Source organism: Methanococcoides alaskense (assembly GCF_027594145.1).
In the GTDB taxonomy this organism is placed as follows: Archaea; Halobacteriota; Methanosarcinia; order Methanosarcinales; family Methanosarcinaceae; genus Methanococcoides; species Methanococcoides alaskense.
Genome location: NZ_JAQFFK010000001.1, coordinates 155324 through 178302, shown reverse-complemented (window position 1 = coordinate 178302; position 22979 = coordinate 155324). Strand labels below are relative to the sequence as shown.

General features: G+C 44.0%; 21 protein-coding genes and 2 tRNA genes. 9 read left to right on the top strand and 14 right to left on the bottom strand.

The genetic code is table 11. The features are described from left to right. The first annotated feature begins 113 nt into the window (after positions 1-113). The 3 genes from larB to PBV53_RS00900 all read left to right on the top strand — a co-directional run bounded on the left by larB (position 114) and on the right by PBV53_RS00900 (position 2833). The gene (gene larB, locus PBV53_RS00910) at positions 114-893 is read left to right on the top strand and encodes a nickel pincer cofactor biosynthesis protein LarB (protein ID WP_270095317.1); all 780 of its coding nucleotides are present in this window, start codon (positions 114-116) and stop codon (positions 891-893) included. Positions 894-904: 11 nt separating this feature from the next. Next, positions 905-2095, top strand: coding sequence for a nickel pincer cofactor biosynthesis protein LarC (gene larC / locus PBV53_RS00905; protein WP_270095316.1), 1191 nt, complete (start codon positions 905-907; stop codon positions 2093-2095). A 600-nt stretch (positions 2096-2695) separates the two neighbouring features. Then, positions 2696-2833, top strand: coding sequence for a hypothetical protein (locus PBV53_RS00900; RefSeq protein ID WP_270095315.1), 138 nt, complete (start codon positions 2696-2698; stop codon positions 2831-2833). A gap of 113 nt (positions 2834-2946) precedes the next feature. Here PBV53_RS00900 and PBV53_RS00895 read toward each other — a convergent pair whose 3' ends face one another. The 4 genes from PBV53_RS00895 to PBV53_RS00880 all read right to left on the bottom strand — a co-directional run bounded on the left by PBV53_RS00895 (position 2947) and on the right by PBV53_RS00880 (position 5674). Continuing rightward, positions 2947-3159: a DUF8180 domain-containing protein gene (locus PBV53_RS00895; RefSeq protein WP_270095314.1), complete on the bottom strand. Its 213-nt coding sequence runs from the start codon at positions 3157-3159 to the stop codon at positions 2947-2949. Between the two features lie 22 nt (positions 3160-3181). Continuing rightward, positions 3182-4414 carry a 3-isopropylmalate dehydratase large subunit gene (locus PBV53_RS00890; protein ID WP_270095752.1) on the bottom strand — a complete coding sequence of 411 codons (1233 nt, stop codon included), beginning with the start codon at positions 4412-4414 and terminating at the stop codon, positions 3182-3184. A 159-nt stretch (positions 4415-4573) separates the two neighbouring features. Then, on the bottom strand, positions 4574-4954 hold the full coding sequence (gene mreA / locus PBV53_RS00885; protein ID WP_309741271.1) for an MreA family transcriptional regulator: 381 nt from the start codon (positions 4952-4954) through the stop codon (positions 4574-4576). A 646-nt stretch (positions 4955-5600) separates the two neighbouring features. Continuing rightward, positions 5601-5674 (bottom strand) — tRNA-Ile (locus PBV53_RS00880). A gap of 184 nt (positions 5675-5858) precedes the next feature. Between PBV53_RS00880 and PBV53_RS00875 the strand changes: the two genes are divergently transcribed. Beyond that, positions 5859-5933 (top strand) — tRNA-Ala (locus tag PBV53_RS00875). A gap of 29 nt (positions 5934-5962) precedes the next feature. On the opposite strand, the gene PBV53_RS00870 is transcribed toward PBV53_RS00875, so the two are convergent. The 9 genes from PBV53_RS00870 to PBV53_RS00830 all read right to left on the bottom strand — a co-directional run bounded on the left by PBV53_RS00870 (position 5963) and on the right by PBV53_RS00830 (position 15574). Next, positions 5963-7123, bottom strand: coding sequence for a Coenzyme F420 hydrogenase/dehydrogenase, beta subunit C-terminal domain (locus PBV53_RS00870; protein ID WP_270095750.1), 1161 nt, complete (start codon positions 7121-7123; stop codon positions 5963-5965). Between the two features lie 199 nt (positions 7124-7322). Beyond that, a complete protein-coding gene (locus PBV53_RS00865) occupies positions 7323-11921 on the bottom strand; it encodes a cobaltochelatase subunit CobN (RefSeq protein WP_270095313.1) in 4599 nt (1532 codons plus the stop codon). A 173-nt stretch (positions 11922-12094) separates the two neighbouring features. Further along, positions 12095-12454 (bottom strand): DUF2149 domain-containing protein, encoded by a 360-nt coding sequence (locus PBV53_RS00860; protein ID WP_270095312.1) that lies wholly within the window; start codon positions 12452-12454, stop codon positions 12095-12097. Continuing rightward, a complete protein-coding gene (locus tag PBV53_RS00855; RefSeq protein ID WP_011500255.1) occupies positions 12451-13074 on the bottom strand; it encodes a MotA/TolQ/ExbB proton channel family protein in 624 nt (207 codons plus the stop codon). The genes PBV53_RS00860 and PBV53_RS00855 overlap by 4 nt, the downstream gene beginning before the upstream one ends. Before the next feature lie 2 nt (positions 13075-13076). Beyond that, complete coding sequence (locus PBV53_RS00850; RefSeq protein WP_270095311.1) at positions 13077-13751, bottom strand: DUF2162 domain-containing protein; 675 nt, start codon at positions 13749-13751, stop codon at positions 13077-13079. Between the two features lie 351 nt (positions 13752-14102). Beyond that, positions 14103-14396, bottom strand: coding sequence for an ArsR/SmtB family transcription factor (locus PBV53_RS00845; protein ID WP_270095310.1), 294 nt, complete (start codon positions 14394-14396; stop codon positions 14103-14105). Between the two features lie 19 nt (positions 14397-14415). Next, positions 14416-14637, bottom strand: a complete 222-nt coding sequence (locus PBV53_RS00840; protein ID WP_270095309.1) for a hypothetical protein — start codon at positions 14635-14637, stop codon at positions 14416-14418. A 37-nt stretch (positions 14638-14674) separates the two neighbouring features. Beyond that, positions 14675-14947 (bottom strand): hypothetical protein, encoded by a 273-nt coding sequence (locus PBV53_RS00835; RefSeq protein ID WP_270095308.1) that lies wholly within the window; start codon positions 14945-14947, stop codon positions 14675-14677. Between the two features lie 123 nt (positions 14948-15070). Further along, positions 15071-15574, bottom strand: a complete 504-nt coding sequence (locus PBV53_RS00830; protein ID WP_270095307.1) for a hypothetical protein — start codon at positions 15572-15574, stop codon at positions 15071-15073. A 188-nt stretch (positions 15575-15762) separates the two neighbouring features. Here PBV53_RS00830 and PBV53_RS00825 point away from each other — a divergent pair, with 188 nt between their 5' ends. From PBV53_RS00825 to PBV53_RS00810, 4 genes are all read left to right on the top strand, one after another. Beyond that, on the top strand, positions 15763-16305 hold the full coding sequence (locus PBV53_RS00825; protein ID WP_270095306.1) for an FKBP-type peptidyl-prolyl cis-trans isomerase: 543 nt from the start codon (positions 15763-15765) through the stop codon (positions 16303-16305). A gap of 9 nt (positions 16306-16314) precedes the next feature. Continuing rightward, complete coding sequence (locus PBV53_RS00820; protein WP_270095305.1) at positions 16315-16695, top strand: nucleotide-binding protein; 381 nt, start codon at positions 16315-16317, stop codon at positions 16693-16695. A gap of 62 nt (positions 16696-16757) precedes the next feature. Continuing rightward, positions 16758-17918, top strand: a complete 1161-nt coding sequence (locus PBV53_RS00815; RefSeq protein WP_270095304.1) for a nucleotidyltransferase family protein — start codon at positions 16758-16760, stop codon at positions 17916-17918. Positions 17919-17939: 21 nt separating this feature from the next. Further along, positions 17940-18974: a lysylphosphatidylglycerol synthase transmembrane domain-containing protein gene (locus PBV53_RS00810; RefSeq protein ID WP_270095303.1), complete on the top strand. Its 1035-nt coding sequence runs from the start codon at positions 17940-17942 to the stop codon at positions 18972-18974. A gap of 487 nt (positions 18975-19461) precedes the next feature. On the opposite strand, the gene PBV53_RS00805 is transcribed toward PBV53_RS00810, so the two are convergent. Further along, positions 19462-21162 (bottom strand): radical SAM protein, encoded by a 1701-nt coding sequence (locus tag PBV53_RS00805; RefSeq protein ID WP_270095302.1) that lies wholly within the window; start codon positions 21160-21162, stop codon positions 19462-19464. 117 nt (positions 21163-21279) lie between these two features. Between PBV53_RS00805 and ilvD the strand changes: the two genes are divergently transcribed. Next, positions 21280-22941, top strand: a complete 1662-nt coding sequence (gene ilvD, locus PBV53_RS00800) for a dihydroxy-acid dehydratase (RefSeq protein ID WP_270095301.1) — start codon at positions 21280-21282, stop codon at positions 22939-22941. The last annotated feature ends 38 nt before the right edge of the window (positions 22942-22979 follow it).

Genomic DNA, 22979 nt, shown 5'->3' with positions numbered 1-22979 from the left:
AGTACCTGATTTCCACGCTATCAGACTACATTTAAAGCAAGCTATCGTTATTAGTCTTTGCCTAAAAGGGACTTTTATTTATATAGTCCAGTCCATTGGTAAAAGGATCGAGCATGGAATTGAAGAATATATTGCGACAGGTGAAAGAAGGAAGTACAGACCTTGTGAACGCAGAAAGCCAGATACGTTCCATGGGATACGTTCCGGTCTCCGATATCGCAAAACTGGACACGTTTCGCAAATACCGTACAGGGTACATGGAAGCTATCCTTGCAGAAGGAAAGGAGCCTGAAGACATAGTAGAGATAGTGAAAGCACACAATGAAGCTGTGGGAAGAACACTTATTACACGCATTAATGAAGAACATGCATCAGCCATTAGGAATGCATTCAAGCCGGAGAATATTGAATGGGACATGCATTCAAGAACAGCGGTAGTGCATGACAGCACCCCTGTACCAAGGACAGGAGGCACTGTGGCCATCATTACAGCCGGTACTGCTGATATCGATGTTGCAGAGGAAGCACGCATGACTGCCTCAGAGATGGGGTGCAGTACAATTCAGATATACGATGTGGGCGTGGCAGGGTTCCAGAGGCTGATATCCGAGATGAGTGTCTTTGAAGAGAACAGACCTGACGCTATAGTTGTGGCAGCCGGAAGAGAGGGAACTCTACCAACGGTAGTATCCAGCCTTATAGATGTACCTGTGATAGGGCTACCCGTATCGATCGGATACGGTGCCGGTGCCAAAGGAGAAGCTGCACTCCTTTCGATGTTGCAGTCATGTTCCATATTATCAGTAGTCAACATCGATGCTGGATTCGTTGCAGGTGCTTTTGCCGCAAGGATAGCAAATAGTGTTGCAGAAGCGAGAAAGAAAGAGTTTTGAGGCGGGATACTATGAGAACACTTGTATTTGAACCATTTTCAGGTGCCTCCGGAGATATGATACTTGCAGGACTTATCGACCTTGGGGCAGACAGGAAAGAGATAACAGAAATTATCGAAGCCTCCGTGGATGTTTCCGTAGCTGTTGAAGATGTCACTAAATGCGGCATACGTGCCACAGATGTTCATATCCATACAAAGGACAGGGCAAGGATACGGTCATTCGAGGAACTTATAGACATAATAAAGGATGCGAAACTTCCCGAAGAAGTGGAAAAAAGTGCCATTGCAGTATTCAGGATCATTGGAGAAGCAGAGGCAAAGGTTCACGGCATGCCTCTTGAACAACTACATTTCCACGAGGTAGGTCAGGATGATGCACTTGCAGATGTCATAGGTTCTTGCTATGCTATTCACAAGATGAAGGTAGAGAATATATTGTGCACCCCTATCAATGTCGGAGGAGGAAGTGTTAGAAGTGCACATGGTACATTGCCTGTGCCAGCTCCTGCGACCACCGAGATACTCAGCGAAAGTGGTCTGGAGATACATAGCAGCGGCGATAGGGAACTGCTCACCCCAACGGGAGCTGCTTTACTTACTTATTTTGCAGACCCCAGCGACCAACTCCCCCCTGGAAAGATAATGACCACCGGATATGGTGCAGGGGATGCGGAGACTGCAATGCCCAACGTTCTTCGTACAATGCTAATGGAGACCAAAGGAGTCCTTTCACGTGACCACATGGAAGTCCTTGAGACGAATGTGGATGATGTTACCGGAGAAGTGCTTGGTAATCTTTTTGAGGCACTCATGGAAACCGGTGCCAAAGATGTCACCATAACACCTGCCACCATGAAAAAAGGACGCACTGGCCACATCATACATGTCATCGCACATCCCGAGGACAGCGAAAGGATTGCAAGGGAGCTGATAAGACAGACTGGGACCCTCGGAGTTCGTATCCTCCCAACAAAGCACCGTTTTATTGCAGAACGCAAGATGGAGAATGTGAATATAACGATAGGGAAGCAGACCTTTCAGGTAGCTGTCAAGATAGCACATGACACTTCTGATGAAGTTCTCCATATTTCAGCCGAATTCGAAGATTGTAAACGAATAAGTCAGGAATGCGGGCTTCCATTGAAGGAAGTGATAAGGCGTGCTGAGGAGAACGCCTGGAACGGGATTCTGAAGAAATGATTTTGGGATGTTAGTTGATAACGGCCGTATAAATTGACAGGTTTTCAAAAATTAAGCCACTAAGTTGCATTTATTAAGAAAGTGTATTTCAAAACAAACCTGCTTGTTATTAAAAAAAAGGCAGTTAGTACGTGAAATTCATCTTATCTTTTTCAATATTGGCACTCAGAAAAGGATACTGACATCAAAAATAATCTTTTTCTACTTTTTTTAGATAATATTAGATAATAACGTCAGTAGAGATTGTTTTTGAGAGACAAAATAAAAGATCCTCAATTATTAGAAAATACGTTTTATTGGAATCCCTGTAGACACGAAAGAGTAATACATCCAACAGGTGTTGATTTTTTCTAATAATAAAGTTATTAAAGCACATATTGCAAATTGTAGAAAACTATATATAGTTAAAGTTTAGCACAAGCAAATTTGTTTATAAAAAAATTGCAGATAAATATCAAATTTAGCATATTCACAGGAGTGAGATATAAACAAATGCATAAACTATAAATAGTAGTAGATTAGTCTATGATTGCCGATTGAATAACAGGCGATCGGCAAAAAGGAGTCTAAAAACGATTTAACTAAAAAGGAGAAACAGCTATGTCTGAAAAAATAGAAGTGCGAGTAGTCAATACTTCACCAATGGCACATGTATTGCATGGATTCAAATTGAGCGATGTTAAACCTGAAAACAAAATGCACGCGATCCCAGATATTCATGCGTCCATTGCAGAATGATAGTTGTTCTTTTGTCAGGCCTCGATATTCATTACAGATATCGTGCCAACTATCTTTCCTTTAATAATTGGCCATTTGGCCAGAACTAAAATTAAAAGGTTGTTCGTGAGGGATCATTTACTCACGACATCTTTTGCTTGTTTTAAATGTCCGGTACACTCATCCATTTTCGTGGCTGCCGTACGGATATGACCTGCAACTTCCTCGAACCCTGCAGCATCCAGCTTGGAGATCCAATCGTTAAAGCTCTTGCTATGACTTTCACTATGTTCGATCCAGTGTTCAAGAAGATGTTCCAGTTTACCTTCATCAAGTTCTTCTGCCATTATACTACCTCCACTTCTAAAATTACACAATTCTTGGATCGGTTATCTCACCTGTGATAGCTGATGCCGCTGCTGTTGCAGGAGATGCAAGATAGATGAAACCACCTTTGCCCATCCTACCCTTGAAATTACGGTTCGCTGTCGAGATACAGACCTCACCTTCACCGATAACACCCATGTGACCACCAAGACATGGACCACATCCCGGAGAACCCAGTGTGACACCAGCATCGAGAAGTATTTCTGCAGTTCCATTGCGGACAGCCTCAAGCATTATTGAGCGAGATGCAGGAATGACGATAGTCCTTACAGCAACCTGCTCGCCTTTGAGAAGCTCAGCCGCCACTTCGAGGTCTTCCAGTCGTCCATTGGTACAGGTTCCGATGAACACCTGGTCCACCTTTTTACCCTCGATCTCCGATACATCACACACATTGTCCACCTGATGCGGAAGCGCCACCTGCGGTTCGAGATTTGCACAGTCAATATCATATTCGGCACAGTATTCAGCATCCTCATCTGCATAGACTGGCTCATACCCTTCCACAGCCCTGCCTTCAAGGAAATCGAAGGTCTTTTGGTCAGGCGGTACGATACCTGCTTTAGCACCCATCTCAATAGCCATATTTGATAAGGTCATCCTGCCGGATATCGACATGTCGGTTATTGTATCGCCATAGAATTCAGCAGCCTTGTAAGTAGCACCGGATGCGCCAACCGTACCGATCACTTTGAGTGTTACATCCTTGGCAAGAACGTTCTTCTTCAGTTCTCCGGAGGCAGTCACTTTAATGGTCTCGGGCACCCTGAACCAGAGTTCACCGGATGCGAATATCTCGGACATGTCAGTTGCACCGACACCCGTACCAAAAGCACCAAAAGCACCATAGGTGCATGAATGAGAATCAGCCCCGACAACTAGCTTTCCAGGCATTGCAAAACCGTTCTCAGGAAGGACCTGGTGACAGATACCCTCACCCACATCAAAGAAGTTCGGTATACCCTGCTCCCCGATCCATTCCCTTATATCATGATGTAAAGCCGCAGTCGTTTCCGTGTTTGCAGGCGTTAGATGGTCAAAAGGAATAACAATGCGCTTTGGGTCCCAAACATTTTCAAGGCCCATGTTCTTGAACGAACGTACCGCAAGCACACTTGTGCCATCGTGAGCCATTGCATAGTCAACTTTTGCCATGACGAACTCATTGGCCTTTACATCCTTTCCACTTGCTTTGCTGAAGATTTTTTCACTGATGGTACTCAAAAGATTAACTCCTTGTGTCGCTTGCTTAGTGTATAATACAATGAACAGGTAAATATTTGTATCCGTCCCCTGATCAAAATAGATTTGCAACTAAAACTGTTGCAACAATAAAAAAGATTAGACTAATGACCTGAAAGAAAGAAAAGGAGATCAAGAAATGCTTTTGAGCTTTTCGATATTCTCCAATAGCATTTTGTTTTCAGACAATACTTTTGTCTCAATTGTCTCGATGATCTCATTCATTGGAACAATGAGCGAATATACTTTTATTGGCCTGCCTTTGCCCTGTTTCTTCTTTAGTTCTTCGACATCTACCCAATTGTTCTCTTCAAGGTAGTTCATAGCGATGCTGACTTCCGGCTGTCTCAGACGGGACATCCTCTCAACCTCGCGAGAAGTGATCCGCTCAGTACTGAGTAAACAGGCAAGCGCTTTTGCAACCGGTTTTGATACATTAAGCTTCTGAAGAAGTATTACCATTTCGTGCTCTTTGTCATCCATATACGGATCTCCATCATTCATACCTACCATTATATCACCAATTTTATAAAGAGCATATTATCTTTGTAGTTTATAAGATTTATGGTGTGATTTTTATAATAGTTAGAATATTGCATCTGAATAGACTTTGCCAAGGACATAAATAAAATTATACGTTGCTGAAAAAACACACACATGGACCCATAAAACATTCATATGACCAAGATACAAGTTGTGATATTCGCTGCCTGAGATCACAGCATTCTTCTCAGAATATTGTAATAGTAGTGTATCAGAAGAGATAACAAAGATAGAAAGCAAAAGCTTTTGATCGAAACTATTAAGAAAAACGGGTAAGAGAACAAGAATGGTGGGCCCGAGGAGAGCCGTGACCCAGATGACGCTTCTGGAGCGCGAGTAGAGGTAATTCGCTTACGCTCAATACCTCAATAATAGAACAACAAAAAAACAATTGAACTCAGAGATCACAAAACAAAGCTCTTAATTGCAAAATTCAAAAGAATAGAAGTGTAGTGGGCCCGATGAGAGCCGTGACCCAGATAACGCTTCTGGAGCGCGAGTCGAGGTAATTCGCTTACGCTCAATACCTCAATAATAGAACAACAAAAAAACAATTGAACTCAGAAATCACAAAACAAAGATCTTAATTGCAAAATTCAAAAGAATAGAAGTGTAGTGGGCCCGATGAGATTCGAACTCATGGCCTCACGGTTATCAGCCGTGCGCTCCACCTAGCTAAGCTACGGGCCCAATGCGTATCTTGCACGATGCTGTTCATCGTACGAGCTACACAATACTCATTCTACTACATTAAGATTTCCCCTTAGGCTCGCCTCTCCTCGAAAAAATACATAGAGATGCAGAATAGAGCTACAATTGAAAGCGATAAGTTTATCATAAATCATTGTAATTATGTCACTAATTATCCAATTGTGGGCCGGTAGATCAGGGGAAGATCGCTACCTTGGCATGGTAGAGGCCTCGGGTTCAATTCCCGACCGGTCCACCAACTTCAATTTTTAAAGAACAAACACGCAATCAGCTATTTTGCCTGCGGTTCAACGTGTACATCTGTACCTTTTTCATCTTTGCAAGGTTGACCATTCGATCCATTTCAGCTTTTTCCAGAGGACGGGCTTCCAGATAGCCACTATCGATCGCCTCATTGAAGATCTCATACCCGATCGACGTCCTTGCGAGCACTGTAGTCCAGCCGACCGGAGTTCCCACGCCACCAAATGAAATATCAGTGTTCTCAGCAGCCATATCGGTACAGAACTTACACGAACTGCAACGGTATTGGTCCAATTCTGAAAGATCGTAGCTTTTCATACCTTCAGAAGTACCAAACTCAAAGAGCCCTTTTCTGATCTTCATTGAATGGATATCAGCAAGGTCCAGCCCTTTTGACTCAACGAATTCTTTAATTCCATCGTGCTCAAAACTATCCATACAGAACAGACCAAACTTAAGCACCCTTGCCCTTAAGAAAAGATGAAGAAAACCATATGAACTTGTCTGCATCTTGTGTACCGCGTCTATATTACAGCTTGGGCCAACAAATCCAATGCTCCCCATCTCCTGCTTTATGGCGCTCATCAAAGGCTCCAAGGTCATGCTATGGGTATAGATGCTCCCCGCAGACTCAAGCACTTCAGCAGAGGTCCTGACTATCACAGGCTCAGCCTTCCAGGGCTCATCCTCGGACCTTTTCGTAACGATGGCACAATCCAGCAATCCCTCATCAAGTGCGTATGCCAGCATTGAAGTTACAACGCCGCCATCCTGCCCTTTCAATCCGGGAATAGTGGATCTTGCAGCATAGCCATACCTTATCTTTCCAATGAGGTCCTCCTCCTTGGTGATGGTCCGAGGACATTGATTATAGCAAACCCCACATGCAGTGCATTTACCCACAAGTTTTGGCTTGTTGTCTACAAAAGTAACACATTCACAGGAAGCAACGCATGCACCACACAAAGTGCAGATCCCAGTCTTGATTATCTCCTTGTTCAGTCTGCCAAAGGATATCTTCTCCTGGTCTCCGATAGTGCGCTTGAGGCGTATAACACTTTTTTCAAGCCTGTCGAACTTGCTTTTGCACTTGCCAGAACAGAAATAGTATGTTTTGCCACCATATTCAGTGACATATTCACTATCTTTAGATACTTGGGACTTACAGATGGGATCTATTAGCATTGTTATCATTCCAAACGAATGTGAATAATAGCACTAACAAATCATTCATATTAAAGCTAACTTTAATGAATGTTAATTTTAATTGTTTATAATGATGGAAAATAAAAGGACTAAAAAACCAAGTATTGAGAATCGATAACTAAAACAAAAAAAGAAAGGGACACTTCGACAACATTATCGAAGTGCTACTAAATTGATATTAGACCCCTCGTCTCCTGAAACCGATAAATATGACAGAAACGGCCAATATGACCAATACGCTGCCTAAAATATCAGCACCGGAGAAGGATGTAGACGACGAGGATGAATCACTTGTTGTGGATTCTTTTGTCATTTCATACCCTTCAACGTAGTTGTCTGGTGTGTTTTGCTGAGAAGACTCTGTTGCCTGTTCGGTGGTAGTTCCATACCCTCCATCAACACTGCTTGTGCTAGTGGTATTGACAATCGAAGCAGATGCAGTAGTTCCGCTACTGCTGCTGCGAGTACTGGAAGCTGATGATGAAGTTTCCCTCTGTGTGGCTTCCTGCATCAGTTTGTTGTACTCGTCTATGGTCTCCTGTGAAACAACACCTGGTATGGACATCACGCCCTGTATATAACTATCAAGCAACGGATTACCACAGGTATGGTGACAGCATGTTACACCGTTCTCGACCACAGATTCTGCGTACTCCTTCACCAAGTTCTGAAGTGTCTCATCCGAGGCATCCCAGTAGTCTTTCCTTGCGGTTTCAAGCATGCGAGCAGTCATGGACTGATATTGATATGGGTTGTCATTGAAGAATTCCTCCATACCAAGATCGTACTTGTCGTCGACGTAGATGTCGTATATCTCATTCCAGTCAGAATCCTTCACCAATCCAGGGGTCGTCGCATCCCAGCCCCACATATGCTCGGTGAACTTCATGAACTCCCTAGCACCAGCGTAATCGTATTCCATCATACCCTCTATCCATTTAGGATTGAAATATCTTGCACGCAACTCCGTCCTGAATGCCTCGTTCAGGGTAATGATCTGGGGATTGTCCACATTTTTCAGATCTGCAATATACATCTCCGGATTATCTCCTGTCAATGACCTCACCGCAAGCCCAAGTCCACCAAGGTACTGGTAGAAATCATCGTTATCGATGAGCCCATACAAGTTCGTCGTATCACTGTGTATGGCAGCGTCAACATCCATTAAGTTCATCCTGAAAACGTCTTCATAGTTCTCACCCCATATATCCTGCCCATAGATGTTGGACATGCGTGACATGTAAAGATCTGCAAGTTCATCATCACTGTCCCATGTCTCACTCGCGGTCACCGCTCCCGGAAGCCCTGTACCGTATGAACCCGGTGATTCAGTGAAGATCCTGGACTGTGAGAGCGCCTGTGCTGTAGTGTTGTTGTATCCACTGGCCAGAAGAGCATCTTCCATTATCAGGGAATTGTATCTGACATAGTTCGTTTCATTGGACTCATTGAGTGCTGCCACTGTTCGAACCGCCTTATCGATCAGCTCAAGCTGATACGGGAACGTGTCCCTGTACAGTCCTGAAGGTGTGATGACCACATCTATCCTTGGGTTGGTGTCATTCCTTGGAAGGACTTCAAAGCCTGTTATCCGACCATAACTCCTTGTTGGATTTACTCCAAGAAGCGAATATATCTGAGCTTCCATGAGTCCACGATGACGCATCGTTTCCGTAGACCAGAGAACATAAGCTACCTTGTTTGGATAGGTGTTGTTATGTGTATCATGGTACTGCTGCACCAGCTGGTTTGCAAGGATCGCGCCCATAGTTGTTGTTTCCACATCAGGGAACTTCCTCTGGTCGAAACTGTAGAAGTTCCTGCCTGTTGGCAAAGCATCCGGATTTCGTATAGGATCATTTCCAGACCCAGGTTCAATATATCCTCCATTGAGAGCATACAACGTCTGAGTGATCTCACGGGAGGTATTCCCCAGAGCACTGGAATAATTCAGTGCCAGATTCAGATCTGACGTGATGTTCGCGTCGGTGAGGTTCAGCACATTTAACTGAGCAGTTGAAACGTTCGTGCCATTGAGCAATGTAGCATTCAAAAGCTCGGTTGCATAAGATTCAGCAGTATCAGTCCAATCCTCCTCATCTCCTACATGGGGAATTACATCAACGATATGATCAATGAAAGCGCTGCGAAGCATTGATTTGACCATGGTGACGAGTTTTTCGTCCTGTGGTGCAACACCAAATGTGTGAAGTCCAAGGGGCATGAGCGTACCTTGTAGTTGATGAAGATAATCGTGGAGAGTGTCCGAAGCGAAGTTCGCAAAATCGACCTCTGGCATTGCCCTTAGTTCACCAGCCGTCACATTCAGATCATTTTCCATCGAGAGATTTTCGTAAAGTTGGATAGTACTGTTTCGATAAAGTGCCATCATTGCAGTATCATTGGAACTTGCTGAATCCTCATAACTATGCATCGTATCATGCATAGTAGCCAGTTCACCATATAATTCTGCATCCGTTATTGGAGGGATCATGTGATCTATGATCACTGCATTGCCTCGACGTTTAGCCTGAGTACCTTCCCCTACATTATCCATGATGTATGGATATACTACAGGTGTATCAGCCACCATGATGGATGGATAGTCATACTTCCACAGTCCAACCTCTTTCCCGGGCAACCATTCTTGAGTACCATGAGTACCGAAGTGGATCATAGCATCAGCATCATAGACATTGTTGATCCAGAAGTATGTCGCGAGATACTGATGAGTAGGAGGTAATGATTTATCGTGGTACATTACCGATTCATCTGACAGGTCGCCTCTGGTCGGCTGTGGTATGAAGTTGATATTACCAAGCTGTACGGTAGGGATCACAAACTTATTCTCGTACACCATAATGTTGCCTGGTGCTTCGCCCCATCGTGCTTCGATCTCATCCTGTACGGACTGCGGCAGGGTGTTGTACCATGCGAGATATTCGTCCACTGGAACCAGCGTGACATTACCTGAGTTGACGACCTTCTCAAGTTCACCTGGTGCCCATGAACCAACGTTCCTGCTCTCGATGAATCTATCGATGAACTCACTGCCATTTGGAATAGTGCCATTTCCTACATCATAACCTGCTGTTCGCATCTGCTCAAGCAGTAATGTAAAACTGGATCCAACATCAAGGTAACTGGCACCTATGTTGTTCTTGCCACCCTCATGATTATAGTAAATAATAGTCACTTTCTTGTTAGCATTGCTAACATGACCAAGTTCTGCCCAGGAGATCGCACGGTCACACATCCAGTCTAACTGTTGCATCTGGGGTTCATAGTATTTCTGCTGAGAGATTGGATCTGTAACCCTACCAGCAACCCATATGAAATCAATCAACCCATCGATCTCAGGTTGAGTGACATGGGAAGGAATTGAACTTGGGTCCATACCATGTAAACTTTCATTGAACTGGTCTGGACCTTGGTAATAATCAAGCACACCCTTTATTACAGGAACACCATACCCCTCGAGATACTCAACACCTTTTTCCTGGTCTCCGTAATTGAGACTGAAGCCCTTTAATGAGATGATGGAATCTACCAGTACAGTTCCATTCTGTGTGAAATAGTCAACATCATTGGTGCATACTTTGTATGTTGAGAAAATAACATTATATCCTTTTGATTCCAGATTGTTGATTATTGCATCATCGGTGGTATGAAGAAGGGTTGTTTTCTCGATATTGTAACTTGCGATCACTCCAATAGTTGGTGCAGATGCATTGTACCCATTGCTCACATACCACTCAAGATATTCGGTACTGTTCTCGAATACCCTAGGGAATGCACCAGGGTGATAAATACCATGGTCAGGGATCGATGGTGCGGCTGGAGCCGAGTATTCAACGTACACATCCTCGAGGGTCGCTCCGATACAGCGGACCCAGTTCTCCATATTCGTGTATCCACTGTTATAGAGGTAATCCTTCATTGCGCTATGTGGCGCATTCTCCATATCGATGGTTCCTATTCCATAGACATCGCTCATACCAAAAAGTCCGATCTGTGAGCCACTGGCTTTTGCAGCGAGAAGCTCGTCCTTGAACTCGGGAAGTTCGTTGGCACCTATCATGTAGAGCATGATAACGTCCTGGTCAGAAACATCGCTGAGGTTAGCAGCTTCAGTACCACTCATCACAGTAACATTGAAATTGTCTGTGATCACACTTCTCTCTGACAGGACCTGAGAAAGATAATACCTGCTGGTATCAGAGTTGATAATATAGGTGATCTTTTGTTTGGACTGCAGAATAACAGGTTCTGGAATGGTCTCGTTCGCCCATGCATTGCAGAACTCCTGCCCCATGAACTTGAGCATGGATTCCATGTTGGTGTCACCGCCCTGTATCCAGTACCGTTCGACATCAGTGTAGTCATTTGTATACAGGTCAACGTTTGGCAAGGTGATATTGGATGAAAGGTTATATCCTATCACGCTACAGCCATTGTCTTTGGCGATGGTCAGGTTAGATGTTAAGTTCGCCTGCCAGTCGTTAACAGCACCCTCTGACTGTGATTCGAGGAATATGACCGAATAATTCGAGAAATTGAATCCTGCCGGAACGGTTTCAGTACTGTTGAAGATCGTTACGGTCAGGTTGGATGTGATGTTGGGGTGCGAAGACATAGTTATTAGCGAAGCTTCATTCACATCCGTGCCCAGCACAAACATTACATTCGTTTGGTTCTCATCTGCCGATACCACTGGAGAAAGAGCCAGTAAAATCAAAACACTTAATAGTAATAATTGATGTTTTATATTTTGCATATTATCCACCCGATAATGTGCCTGAAACATCCCGGAAATTTGCTTGGCGGCTTATCGGGATGTTTCAAACTACTAATTTTACCACATTCAATTCACTTCTTAATTCAAATTTTTTCTAATAATGTTCAAATTCGATTTCACATCATAAAGAGCCAATAAAGACCAAAAATGGATCATGAGCCGGTCTCATTACCTGAATCCGGAACATAGACGACCCTTCCATCACCCAGCTGATAAGCAGTACCAAGAGCCTCACCGGTACCACCGCCGATCTGATCGGTCATATTCAGTACTTCTATATTCTGACCTTCCTTGACAATGATCTTCATATCGGGCTGACCCGGATTTTTAACAATGGTTATATCTGCCGTAGGACTTAGAAGCTCAGGAAGCTGGAAAGACATGACAAGAGCTATCATAAGTGCTACTGAGAACACCATGGCAATATCGAATAGATTCGCAACCCCTGTCAGAGGGTTCTGGTCATCTTCCTCATAGAGGATGCCGGGCCTATGATAGCGTTTTCTCCTCATTGGTCACTCCCCATGGAATCCATAAGATAATCTATATCTGCCATATCCTGCCAGTACCACCGCTTTCTGATAAGTGTCAGGACATACCCTACGACACCTGCGAACAGTCCGAGAACTGTTGTTGCAAAAGCGATCATCAGGTTGTTAGCAAGCTGTAGGATATCACCCTGTGCAAGACCAATGAGCGCAGGACCCAGTGGAATTAGGGTGCCCATCAGACCGAGCATTGGAGCAACCGTGGATAGTATCTTGGTCTGCTCCAGACGCTTTGTCATCCTTACCTCATACTCTTCTGAAAGCCAGTCAATAGAGGAGATAGAGTTCTGTTTCAGATATTCACCAGCATCTTTTGCAAATGAGGTTACCAATTGGTTCTGGTCAAGACTGTGCAGTTTTTCTGCCGCATTGTCAAGCGAAGAGGCTTTCACGCTTTCCTGCACACTTCGACCAACTTTTTCAAGTTCCCGTACATTGCGGTGACGTTTTGCATATTCCGAAATGAACTCACCGATCAATCCAAGAGATGCTGCGACTGCTAACAGCAGCAGTATGACCACTGGATATAACAACGCAGCTGATGCAGTGTACATCAGCTGGAACAAAAATGAATCAATAGCCATTTTCAATTACTCCGTATATTATTAAGAACAAATCCCCCGGCAATGAAGACCGCGAATACCACAAAGGGAAGAATATCCATAGGTGGTGCAGTATATTGAGGTATGTTCATCTGTTTAGTTTTGATGTAAGCAGGAACAATAATGGCACCCATTAGATAGTAGATACCAAGTATCATCATGATGTTACCGAGAGTTTCAGGGGTCTTGCCAAGTTTCTTGCAAAGCAGTGATGTTGACACGACAGAAATGAAAAAAACGACACCCACAAGCAACCCTATCAGAGTGCCACTCCTATCGATGTATGATGCCAGCAGCATACAGGATATGAACAATGCTGTCAGGCAAACAGGACAGGGGAGCGAGATAACAAGGAATGTCCGATGGGAAACATCACACCCGCAATTCCATTGTTTCTGCGTATAGATGCCTGCCCCGATCAGTAACAATGCAACCAGGACGTGGAGAGACATACCCATGCTCGTAATAACATCAAGGTTCGACTGGTCCACATATCCTATCAGACTACCCAGAACGATGGACAAAATAAGATAACTGGAAGCCAATAGAAGAATGCTTTTCAGACTACGGTTAGAGAAACCACAACCAATCCCGGTTTTTACACCAAAGAGCAAGATAGCCATTAGGATACCTACGACTGTGAGAATTACCATGTTCATTTAGTACCACCCATTAGGCATGGCGAGCTAAATGCTGAAATGTATTCATTTATGACCACATATATCACCTTTTTTGCTTATAGTTAATATCTAAATTTTGAAGTTATATGCATAATTTAATGCAACCCATCTGAATTGTAACAAGTAAATTTGTTATGACATATAAGGACGTGTATTTAGATTATATATGTAACTATAACTGTGTATATAACACTGCCAAAATAATACACATGTAATCTAATTTGGTAACGATTGCGCAATCGAATTAGAAGTTTTTTAAAAAAAAGAAAAGAGAAAGAATTAAAGAAAGCTATCTGAGAAAAATATCCAGTTACAGCGCTCTTAGAAAGCTCATTCGAAGAATGGCCTTAGGTCATTGATACCCAATGAAACATTGAACTCTTTCAACCTGAAGAACTTCTTTGCCCTCATATCATCAGCCTCAAGTCGAAGATCACTTTCAACAAAACCGGCTTTTTCAAGACGTTTCAAGTGAAGATAGAGAACCTGACGCGAAACGCCCAGTTCTTTGGCAAGCTCATAGATATACCATTCACGCTCAGAAAGCATACACAATAGCTTAAGGCGCAATGGATGGGAAATAGCCTCCCCTATTGACACCACCTGCTGCATTGTCCGTTCCATAATTTGACCGGGTACTGTTTTAGATCTCTTCCAGTTTATCCCTGATCTCCTCTACGGTCTTCTTGATGTCAGCAACATCCTTTTCCATGCTCACAAGCCTTTCATTGCTGTTCTGTGAGCCCACTAACCCTGAGCGGCTAAGGAAAACGATAGCTGCACCTACAACCACAAGTATGAGGATGATCTCCAGAAGGAAACCGAAAACATAGGAATTATTGAAAGTATCGTAATAGTGCATCATGATGATCAGTAAAATGTAACTGTTTTTATATTAGCGTTTACTCCAGCTTCTTCAAGATCTTGCCCAGAGTTTCACGATTGCTCTCAACCTGCTGTTCGATCTTCGAGAGACGGAGATCTTCGTTGTTATTTACACCATCATTATGCATACCATTTCCATTGTTGCAGAACGATGCGGACCCATTCCTGAAGAGAGACATCACGAACCAAATAATAATTGCAAACAGAATTAACATGAATATCATACCAAAACCTCCTATGCCACCATATCCCCCATAAATACCATATCCCATCATATTTCTCAGCTCCATTTTAAAGTACAGATATCGGTAAAGACAAAATGATATCAGCAGGTTTCCTGCCAAAGGTGGTTGTGGTGGTACTGATCAATAAAGGACAGGAAACCCACATAATTCGATTATATAGAAAAATTATTAGTAACGGTACATTCCACCGTTACCCATTCCATACCCTTGCCCATAGCCATTCATCATGCCATAGCCAGGTCCGTAACCATTCATCATACCCTGCCCATAACCATGCATCCTGCCATATCCCCTTGGAGCATAAGTGTAAGACTGGTCGGTAAGATCGACAACATCTCCGGTGAATGTATCGATATAGCTCAGGGCAATAATGCCTTCATCATCGACATACTGTACGACCCACCATCTGCCCATTGCATAGATATTCTCTTCTTTCACATCAGGATATATGTCGGCCTTTGCAATATTCAGTGCATTATCCACACCAGTTACCACTACCTCAGGGTAATCGACGGTCTGACTCTCGCCATAGTAAGTTGCTCCATACCCACCTCCGTAACCAGGACATCCGCCATATCCATAAGCAGCCTGGGCTTCACCTGCTGTGGCAAGCATTCCAGCGCCTACAACAAATAGAGCGCCTATCAAAAGCATTGTTGTTGTTTTACTCATATTTTTCACCTTCATAATATGTATGTAAGGCACATGCCATATATGTAGCCTATATGCTACACATGTATGCGTCAGCATATAAACATGTTGCAGCACAATTATGAAAGCGCCTCAAGATAGCGTTTTTTAAATATTCACAGTAATCAAAACGCTTATCACATATAATAAGATTAGAACTGTTGATTCCAATGAGAAAAGCACTATTATTCCTAATAATTACAGGCATGCTCCTTGTGAGCGGGTGTGCAAGCAACGGGGATCAGGAAAATACCATGGTACAAGAAGGAGATCTAATATCGGTCAATTACATCGGTCAGCTTGAAGACGGAACTATCTTTGATACATCCCTTGAAGATGTCGCAAAGGAAGCAGGACAACACAACCCTGCAAGAGGATACGAACCACTTGAGTTCACGGTCGGTGCAGGACAGATGATCGCCGGGTTCGATGCAGGCGTTGTCGGCATGACGGTCGGTGAAGAAAAGACGGTCACCATCCCAGCAGCAGAGGCCTACGGAGAATACGATGAGGAACTTGTTCAGCCAGTCCCAAGAACCCAGCTTAAAGAAATGGGAATCGAGCCAGAGGTCGGTATGCCACTCTTCACACAGTATGGCCAGGTCACCATTGTTAGAATGGATGATACCAACGTTTATGTTGACTACAACCACCACCTTGCCGGAGAGACACTTACCTTCAAGATCACACTGATCTCCATCGGCCAGGACTGAACATTACCTATGGAAAAAGAAGAGAAAATAATTGCGATCCTGCTGGCGATGGCAATACTATCGCTGGCAGTAGCTTATTTTACATACATCCCCGGAGAATTGAGCGGCAATATTGAACCATTGTCAGACTCAACAACTCTCGGAGAAAAGGTCTTTGTTGAAGGACCTGTCCTCAATAAGAGAATGACCTATTCCGGGGACCATCTTATCCTGGAGATCGAACACGAAGGTGAGATGATCACTGTATTCGTTCCGAACAATAAAGGTGCCAAAGAGATAGGCAAGGAACTGGCAGTCAACGATATGGCACATGTTGCCGGAGTCCTTGACGAGTACGAAGGTGAACTTGAGATCATTGTTAAGGACAAGAAGGATGTTGAAAAGCTCTGAAACTTTCAGAGTTCTTGTTCAATATAGCAACAGTAATAAAGAAAAACAACATCTTAGAGGGCATGAAAGCGTGTATCATGTGTGGCGGGGAAGGCACACGACTTCGCCCCCTTACCTTCGAGAGACCTAAACCAAGCATACCTATTCTGAACAAACCGTCTGTCGTTCATCTGATAGAACACCTTGCAAAAGAAGGTTTCACCGAGATAGTCATTACCATTGGGTACATGGCAGAAAAGATAGAGGAAAGCCTCGGAGACGGCCGTTTGTTCGGAGTTCATATCGAATATGTATATGAAGAAAAGAGACTCGGTACCGCAGGTGGAGTGAAGAATGCGGAAGAGTTCCTTAAAGATGAACCGTTCATGATAGTGGGCGGAGACCACGTAATGGACCTTAGTCTGCGCACGATATACCGCCAGCATGAAATGAACGATGCCATTGTGACCATCGGACTTATGTCCATCGATGACCCTCGTGAATTTGGTATCGCGGACATGGATGTCAATAACAGGATCCACCGCTTTTTGGAGAAACCCGGCCCAGGAGAGATATTCAGTAATCTTGCGAGTACAGGTATCTACATGTGTTCTCCGGAAATATTCGACTGGATACCCAAAGATGAAAAATATGATTTTGCAAAGGACCTGTTCCCTGCATTGATGAGCAAAGGAGAGAAGATCAATGGAATGCTGGTGTGCGGCCACTGGACCGATGTAGGAAGTTCCACAGCATACAGGCAGGCACAGAGATGGATGCTCGAATCCCTCCCAGGAACATCCATTGAAGGGAATTTCAATACAAAGGACGCACGAATACAAGGGCCCCTGAAGATAGGAAACAACGTTATCGTAGGTACGAATTCCGCACTTGTGGGACCTATCGTCATAGGAGAGAACACTACCATCGGAGACAATGTGCTTATCGGACCTTACACTGCGATAGGGTCCAATTGTGTAATTAAGGACAATTGCAGGATATTATCTTCATACATATTCAACGATGTGACCATTGGAAGCAACACAAATGCATCCGGATCCATAATCGACAACGATACCATTGTCGGACAAAATTGTAATCTTGAGAACGGAACTGTTATCGGTCCACGTGTTATAATACGTGATGATGCGACCATTCACTCTGATGTGAAGATATGGCCTGAAGTGAGCATCAAAGCAGGTTCAAGGATCAAGGAGACCATAATAAATCCGGAATTCGACTAAAACTTCGAAGTTACCAAAACCATGAATCGGATCTTCAAGTGGCTATCTGTTTCGCTTGTTATCAGCTTTATATCGATAGTACTTCTGCTGGTATTCACAGTAGATACCACGACCATTGATGCGATCCTGAACATTAAGAAAGAGGCTATTGTTGCTGCAATAGCCCTTCAGTTGTTCTCATACGTGGTATGGGGATTACGAACGAAATTCATGTGCCAGTCGCTGGGACATGACATAAAGACCTTGAAAACGATCGAGATAGCAATATCCAGCCTTCTTGTCGCAGCTGTTACACCCTCTTCTGCCGGTGGAGAAGCATTGAGGATACACCTGCTTTCCAAAAATGCGATCCCCATAGGAAAGGCCACGGCTGTCGTAGTGGGGGAAAGGCTGACGGATGCATTTCTTATCCTTCTTATCGCACCATTTGCCCTTTACACTTTAAGAGGGTTTTTCCCCGAAGATAACTTAGATATGCTATTGATAGCAGGTGAACTGTTCATTTTCATAGTACTGGGAATGCTAATCTATGCAATATGGAAACCGAACAAGACAAGGTCCACAATTCACTTTTTTGTAAACAGGACAAAACGCTTCCATGGCAGGAAGACAGATGAAGCCCTTGCAAATGTTCTGAGAAAGATCGACATAGAGATGGACCATTTCCAATATAGTATAAGGTATTTCACCAAAGAGGGAAGGAAAGGACTCTATTATGGAACTATATGTACCATCGTTTACAGAGGAACACTTTACTCCATACTACCGGTGATACTTGCAGGACTCGGACAGCCCCCGGAGATCTTACTGTCGTTCATGGTACAGATACTTCTTACATGCCTTATGATAATACCTGCAACCCCCGGAGCAAGCGGTGTTGCGGAATTTGGTGCCAGCTCGCTCTTTTCCGTTGTTATCGCGACCCCTTCACTGATAGGGATAACAGTGCTCACATGGAGAGCCCTCACATATTATATGAATATCATTATTGGAGGGTTTATCAGCATTAAGGTACTCAAAGATGCAGATATCATCAACGAATCCATCAAGAAATGAACATATACGGAAATGAACACTGGTGAACTACCACCCATTAAAATGGGTGGCTTCTTGTTTCATTGATTACCTACCGGAATCTCCACGAGCTTGAAATGGAGAAGTCCCTGCCCTACTATGTCTTCGTTCCTATCTCGATTCGGCTTTACGTGTTTCGAGCAAGAACGACACTTTATCCACGACCTTATTCGCCTTGTAGGTGGACATATCATACAGAGGTTGCTTGGTTCTCACAACCAGTGACTAATGTGAGATACAACTACGTACTATATACGAATACTTCTAGACAATATTCAGAAAGTTATTTAAACAAAATAACAGCAATTCATCCACCTGTTTCATCTTACAGTTACACTGCAAGACATCCAGATTGATCTGGATATTTTCGAAGAAATGAAACTCCCATTAAATCTTCGATTTGATGCGAGATTAAAATGGGTGGTATTCTTTCTTATTTAACTATAAATGGACATCTCCGAAAGAAGATTCAGGGATTCACAGATAGGTATTCAAGTATATTTTCCGGAAGAGCCACTTTTTGAACAAGTTCATCCATATTCGCATAAGGCACACCACTTATGACCTTAGATACATCCATAGCATTTAACCCGGGAATTTCCTTGATCACCTTCAAAGGAGTGGAATTTACATCCAGTGGATAAGGTATCGCTTTTACAGAACGCTGCCCATGTCCCACGATGGCAGCATCGACGAATGCACCCAGAGGAAGATCGAGAGGGAATCCCACAAGGAGAGGGTATGAACCGAACTGTCTGCCAAATGTCAGATCATGCTTTGACCTTTCATCATGGATCTCACACATTACATCCTTGAGCACAGTTCCAATCGGCACGATCTTCCTTAACATCGGCAGATCGATCCCCTTTCGGACCTTTTCTTTGTATTTGAGAAACAGTTTTTTGTGCTTGTAAACAAGGTCATCGTTCCCATACACTTTCGTTCCCTGAAATGCCATTACCTGCCTAATATTTATCCTTCTTACAAGAAGCCCGGAATCCAGTACATCCTTAAGGAGATCATAGTTCAACTCGAATGTCTTCTTAGTCTCCCCAGGCAGACCATGAACAAAGTTCAATCCCGGAAGCAGCTCCGGCAAACCACTGCTACCCCTTGCCGAACCAACATCGTTTATCATCTTAATGACATCGAACACATCATCCGGATGTATTTTTAGATCATTCGCACTAACAACGGCAGGGTCCGCACTTTCTATGCCCAATGCTGCTATATCACCAGAGGTATGATATTTCACGATGGTCTTCAATATCTCGAGGCTCTGTTCTGGGTAGGCGACCATGGTTGCAGGGTTCGTGTTATCCATGTGCAGAACTTTCAGTTCAGGTGCAACCTTTCGGATACCACTGTAAAGGCTTTCCAGAACGTCCGGGCTGGGCTGAAGAACATCAGCACCGATATCCTTAGCATGATAACTCAATAGGTCCGGCTGCCTCCCAATACGGAAGTTCCTTGCACCAAGATCATAAAGTGAAGATACCTCAGCAATTACATCTGCCACAGGACGGTGATCGGAATGACCGTAGAATCTTTCAGTGCAGAAGGAACAGTGTACCTTGCGACCACACCCGCGATAGGTCTCCAGTTCACACATAACGTGAGGATAATCGGGATGTTGAGCTATTATAAAAGCACCGAGTTTAGCCCATCTGCCGATCTCATCCACGGTCCTCATCCTGTGAACAACGTCTTCAGGGTCACAGAGTTTGCCATTTTCAAAAAGATCATAGACAAAAGCTTCGATATCGCTTTTTGCAATAATAGTACCCTCAGCATCAATTCCAAGCTCTTTTGCACCTTTGCCACCTTCTTTACTAAAACCAAGACGGATGGGACCACCTATGACCTTGATGCCTGAAGTAAGGGTGCAGAGGTTCTCGATCTCACCAGGAGTTATCGGTGAGGAACGAAGGTATTTGCCGGGAACTGTCATACCGGACAATATGACCACGATATCGGCATTTTTTAAGATATGGACATCATCAGGAGTTGCTTTTCTGATACTGTCGATGGTAAAATAATCAATGTCATGCTCTAAAAAGCCCTTTTCACGCAGGGCTCCGGCTATGTAACGAATATAAGGAGAAATATAGGGCGGGACTCCGAAACATGCCGGCTCATCCACATAACCATCTATTATCACAGCTCTCATGGGATAGTAAAAGGAAGGATGGTTTATAAATGAACCTTTTGATATAATATGTCATAGTATTATTCATATACTTTAATCGTGTAGAATAGTTGGTCATTGCATTTACGAGGTTATCATATGAGAAGTGACAATACAAAGAAAGGAGACGCACGAGCGCCTAACAGATCGCTTTTGAAAGCTATGGGAGTGACGGATTCTGAGATGAAAAAACCGTTCATAGCTGTTGTGAATTCCTGGACAGAGTTCATTCCGGGACATATTCACCTTGACAAAGTAGCAGAAGCTGTAAAGGCCGGTATTCGCAATGCGGGTGGTGTTCCTTTCGAGTTCCATACGATAGGTGTCTGCGATGGGATCGCAATGGGACATGAAGGTATGAAATACTCACTTCCAAGCAGGGAAGCAATAGAAGATACTATTGAGATCATGTTGCAGGGACAGCAGATGGACGGCATGGTCATGGTCACTTCATGTGACAAGATCACCCCGGGACACCTAATGGCTGCCGGAAGAGTTGACATCCCGGCAATTGTTGTGACAGGGGGGCCAATGCTTCCCGGATTTGTTGATGATAAATACACAGATCTTGTTTCCGTTTTCGAAGGAGTTGGCGCTTGCCGGAGCGGTGCGGTCTCATCTGAAAAACTTAAACAGCTTGAAGATCTCTGTTGCTGTGGTGCAGGCTCCTGTGCAGGAATGTTCACTGCAAACACAATGGCATGCATGACAGAAGCTCTCGGACTCAGTCTTCCAGGCTGTGCGACCGCACACGCGATCGATGCGAAAAAGATGCGCATTGCAAAGGAGTCAGGAGAAAGGATCGTTGCAATGATAAACGAGGGACTTACCGCACGTCAGATAGTCACTGATAGGTCATTCGAGAATGCGATAAGAGTGGACCTTGCGGTCGGAGGAAGTACCAACACGACACTTCACCTGCCTGCCATAGCACACGAATTCGGGCTTGAGCTTCCTCTTGAGAAGTTCAATGAACTGAGCAAGACAACTCCTCACCTGATAGGACTTAGACCTGGTGGAGAGAACTTCATGATCGACTTTGAGAGAGCCGGCGGTGTTCATGCAATCCTTAAGAGACTCGCATCAAAGCTCAACCTTGATGAGATGACGGTCACAGGGAAGACCGTTGGCGAGAACATGGAAGAATTCGTAATTGTCAATCCAAAGACTAACGCACGTGTCATCACGACGATCGAAGAACCCCTCCACGAGGAAGGCGGTATTGCGGTACTGAAAGGAAACCTTGCCCCTGATGGAGCTGTGGTCAAACAGTCTGCCGTTGATGAAAAGATGCTCAGGCATACCGGACCTGCAAGGGTCTTCGACAGTGAAGAAGAAGCAATGGAAACCATCCTTAAAGGAGATATCACACCAGGTGACGTTGTGGTCATCAGGTATGAAGGACCAAAAGGAGGACCAGGAATGCGAGAGATGCTCTCCCCGACATCCGCCATAGCGGGAATGGGACTTATCGATTCCGTTGCACTCATTACGGACGGAAGGTTCTCAGGCGGTACAAGAGGTCCATGCATAGGACATATATCCCCTGAAGCTTATGAGGGCGGTCCTATTGGATTGATACAGGAAGGTGATATCATTGAGATAGATATGCCTGAAAGAAGAATTGAGCTCAAAGTTTCGGAAGAGGAACTTGAAAAGAGAAGGGCCTTGTTCAAACCGGTAGAGAAGGAAGCTACTGGATACCTTGCACGCTATCGAAAGATGGTATCTTCAGCAAGCAAAGGTGCTATCAGAGAATAAAGCTGCAATATGCAGCTTAACTTTCTTTTTTAAAATTC

Coding starts and splice junctions, on each gene's coding strand:
- larB (WP_270095317.1), top strand. CDS start 114: ATGGAATTGAAGAATATATTGCGACAGGTGAAAGAAGGAAGTACAGAC.
- larC (WP_270095316.1), top strand. CDS start 905: ATGAGAACACTTGTATTTGAACCATTTTCAGGTGCCTCCGGAGATATG.
- PBV53_RS00900 (WP_270095315.1), top strand. CDS start 2,696: ATGTCTGAAAAAATAGAAGTGCGAGTAGTCAATACTTCACCAATGGCA.
- PBV53_RS00895 (WP_270095314.1), bottom strand. CDS start 3,159: ATGGCAGAAGAACTTGATGAAGGTAAACTGGAACATCTTCTTGAACAC.
- mreA (WP_309741271.1), bottom strand. CDS start 4,954: ATGGTAGGTATGAATGATGGAGATCCGTATATGGATGACAAAGAGCAC.
- PBV53_RS00870 (WP_270095750.1), bottom strand. CDS start 7,123: ATGCTAATAGATCCCATCTGTAAGTCCCAAGTATCTAAAGATAGTGAA.
- PBV53_RS00865 (WP_270095313.1), bottom strand. CDS start 11,921: ATGCAAAATATAAAACATCAATTATTACTATTAAGTGTTTTGATTTTA.
- PBV53_RS00860 (WP_270095312.1), bottom strand. CDS start 12,454: ATGAGGAGAAAACGCTATCATAGGCCCGGCATCCTCTATGAGGAAGAT.
- PBV53_RS00855 (WP_011500255.1), bottom strand. CDS start 13,074: ATGGCTATTGATTCATTTTTGTTCCAGCTGATGTACACTGCATCAGCT.
- PBV53_RS00850 (WP_270095311.1), bottom strand. CDS start 13,751: ATGAACATGGTAATTCTCACAGTCGTAGGTATCCTAATGGCTATCTTG.
- PBV53_RS00845 (WP_270095310.1), bottom strand. CDS start 14,396: ATGGAACGGACAATGCAGCAGGTGGTGTCAATAGGGGAGGCTATTTCC.
- PBV53_RS00840 (WP_270095309.1), bottom strand. CDS start 14,637: ATGATGCACTATTACGATACTTTCAATAATTCCTATGTTTTCGGTTTC.
- PBV53_RS00835 (WP_270095308.1), bottom strand. CDS start 14,947: ATGGAGCTGAGAAATATGATGGGATATGGTATTTATGGGGGATATGGT.
- PBV53_RS00830 (WP_270095307.1), bottom strand. CDS start 15,574: ATGAGTAAAACAACAACAATGCTTTTGATAGGCGCTCTATTTGTTGTA.
- PBV53_RS00825 (WP_270095306.1), top strand. CDS start 15,763: ATGAGAAAAGCACTATTATTCCTAATAATTACAGGCATGCTCCTTGTG.
- PBV53_RS00820 (WP_270095305.1), top strand. CDS start 16,315: ATGGAAAAAGAAGAGAAAATAATTGCGATCCTGCTGGCGATGGCAATA.
- PBV53_RS00815 (WP_270095304.1), top strand. CDS start 16,758: ATGAAAGCGTGTATCATGTGTGGCGGGGAAGGCACACGACTTCGCCCC.
- PBV53_RS00810 (WP_270095303.1), top strand. CDS start 17,940: ATGAATCGGATCTTCAAGTGGCTATCTGTTTCGCTTGTTATCAGCTTT.
- PBV53_RS00805 (WP_270095302.1), bottom strand. CDS start 21,162: ATGAGAGCTGTGATAATAGATGGTTATGTGGATGAGCCGGCATGTTTC.
- ilvD (WP_270095301.1), top strand. CDS start 21,280: ATGAGAAGTGACAATACAAAGAAAGGAGACGCACGAGCGCCTAACAGA.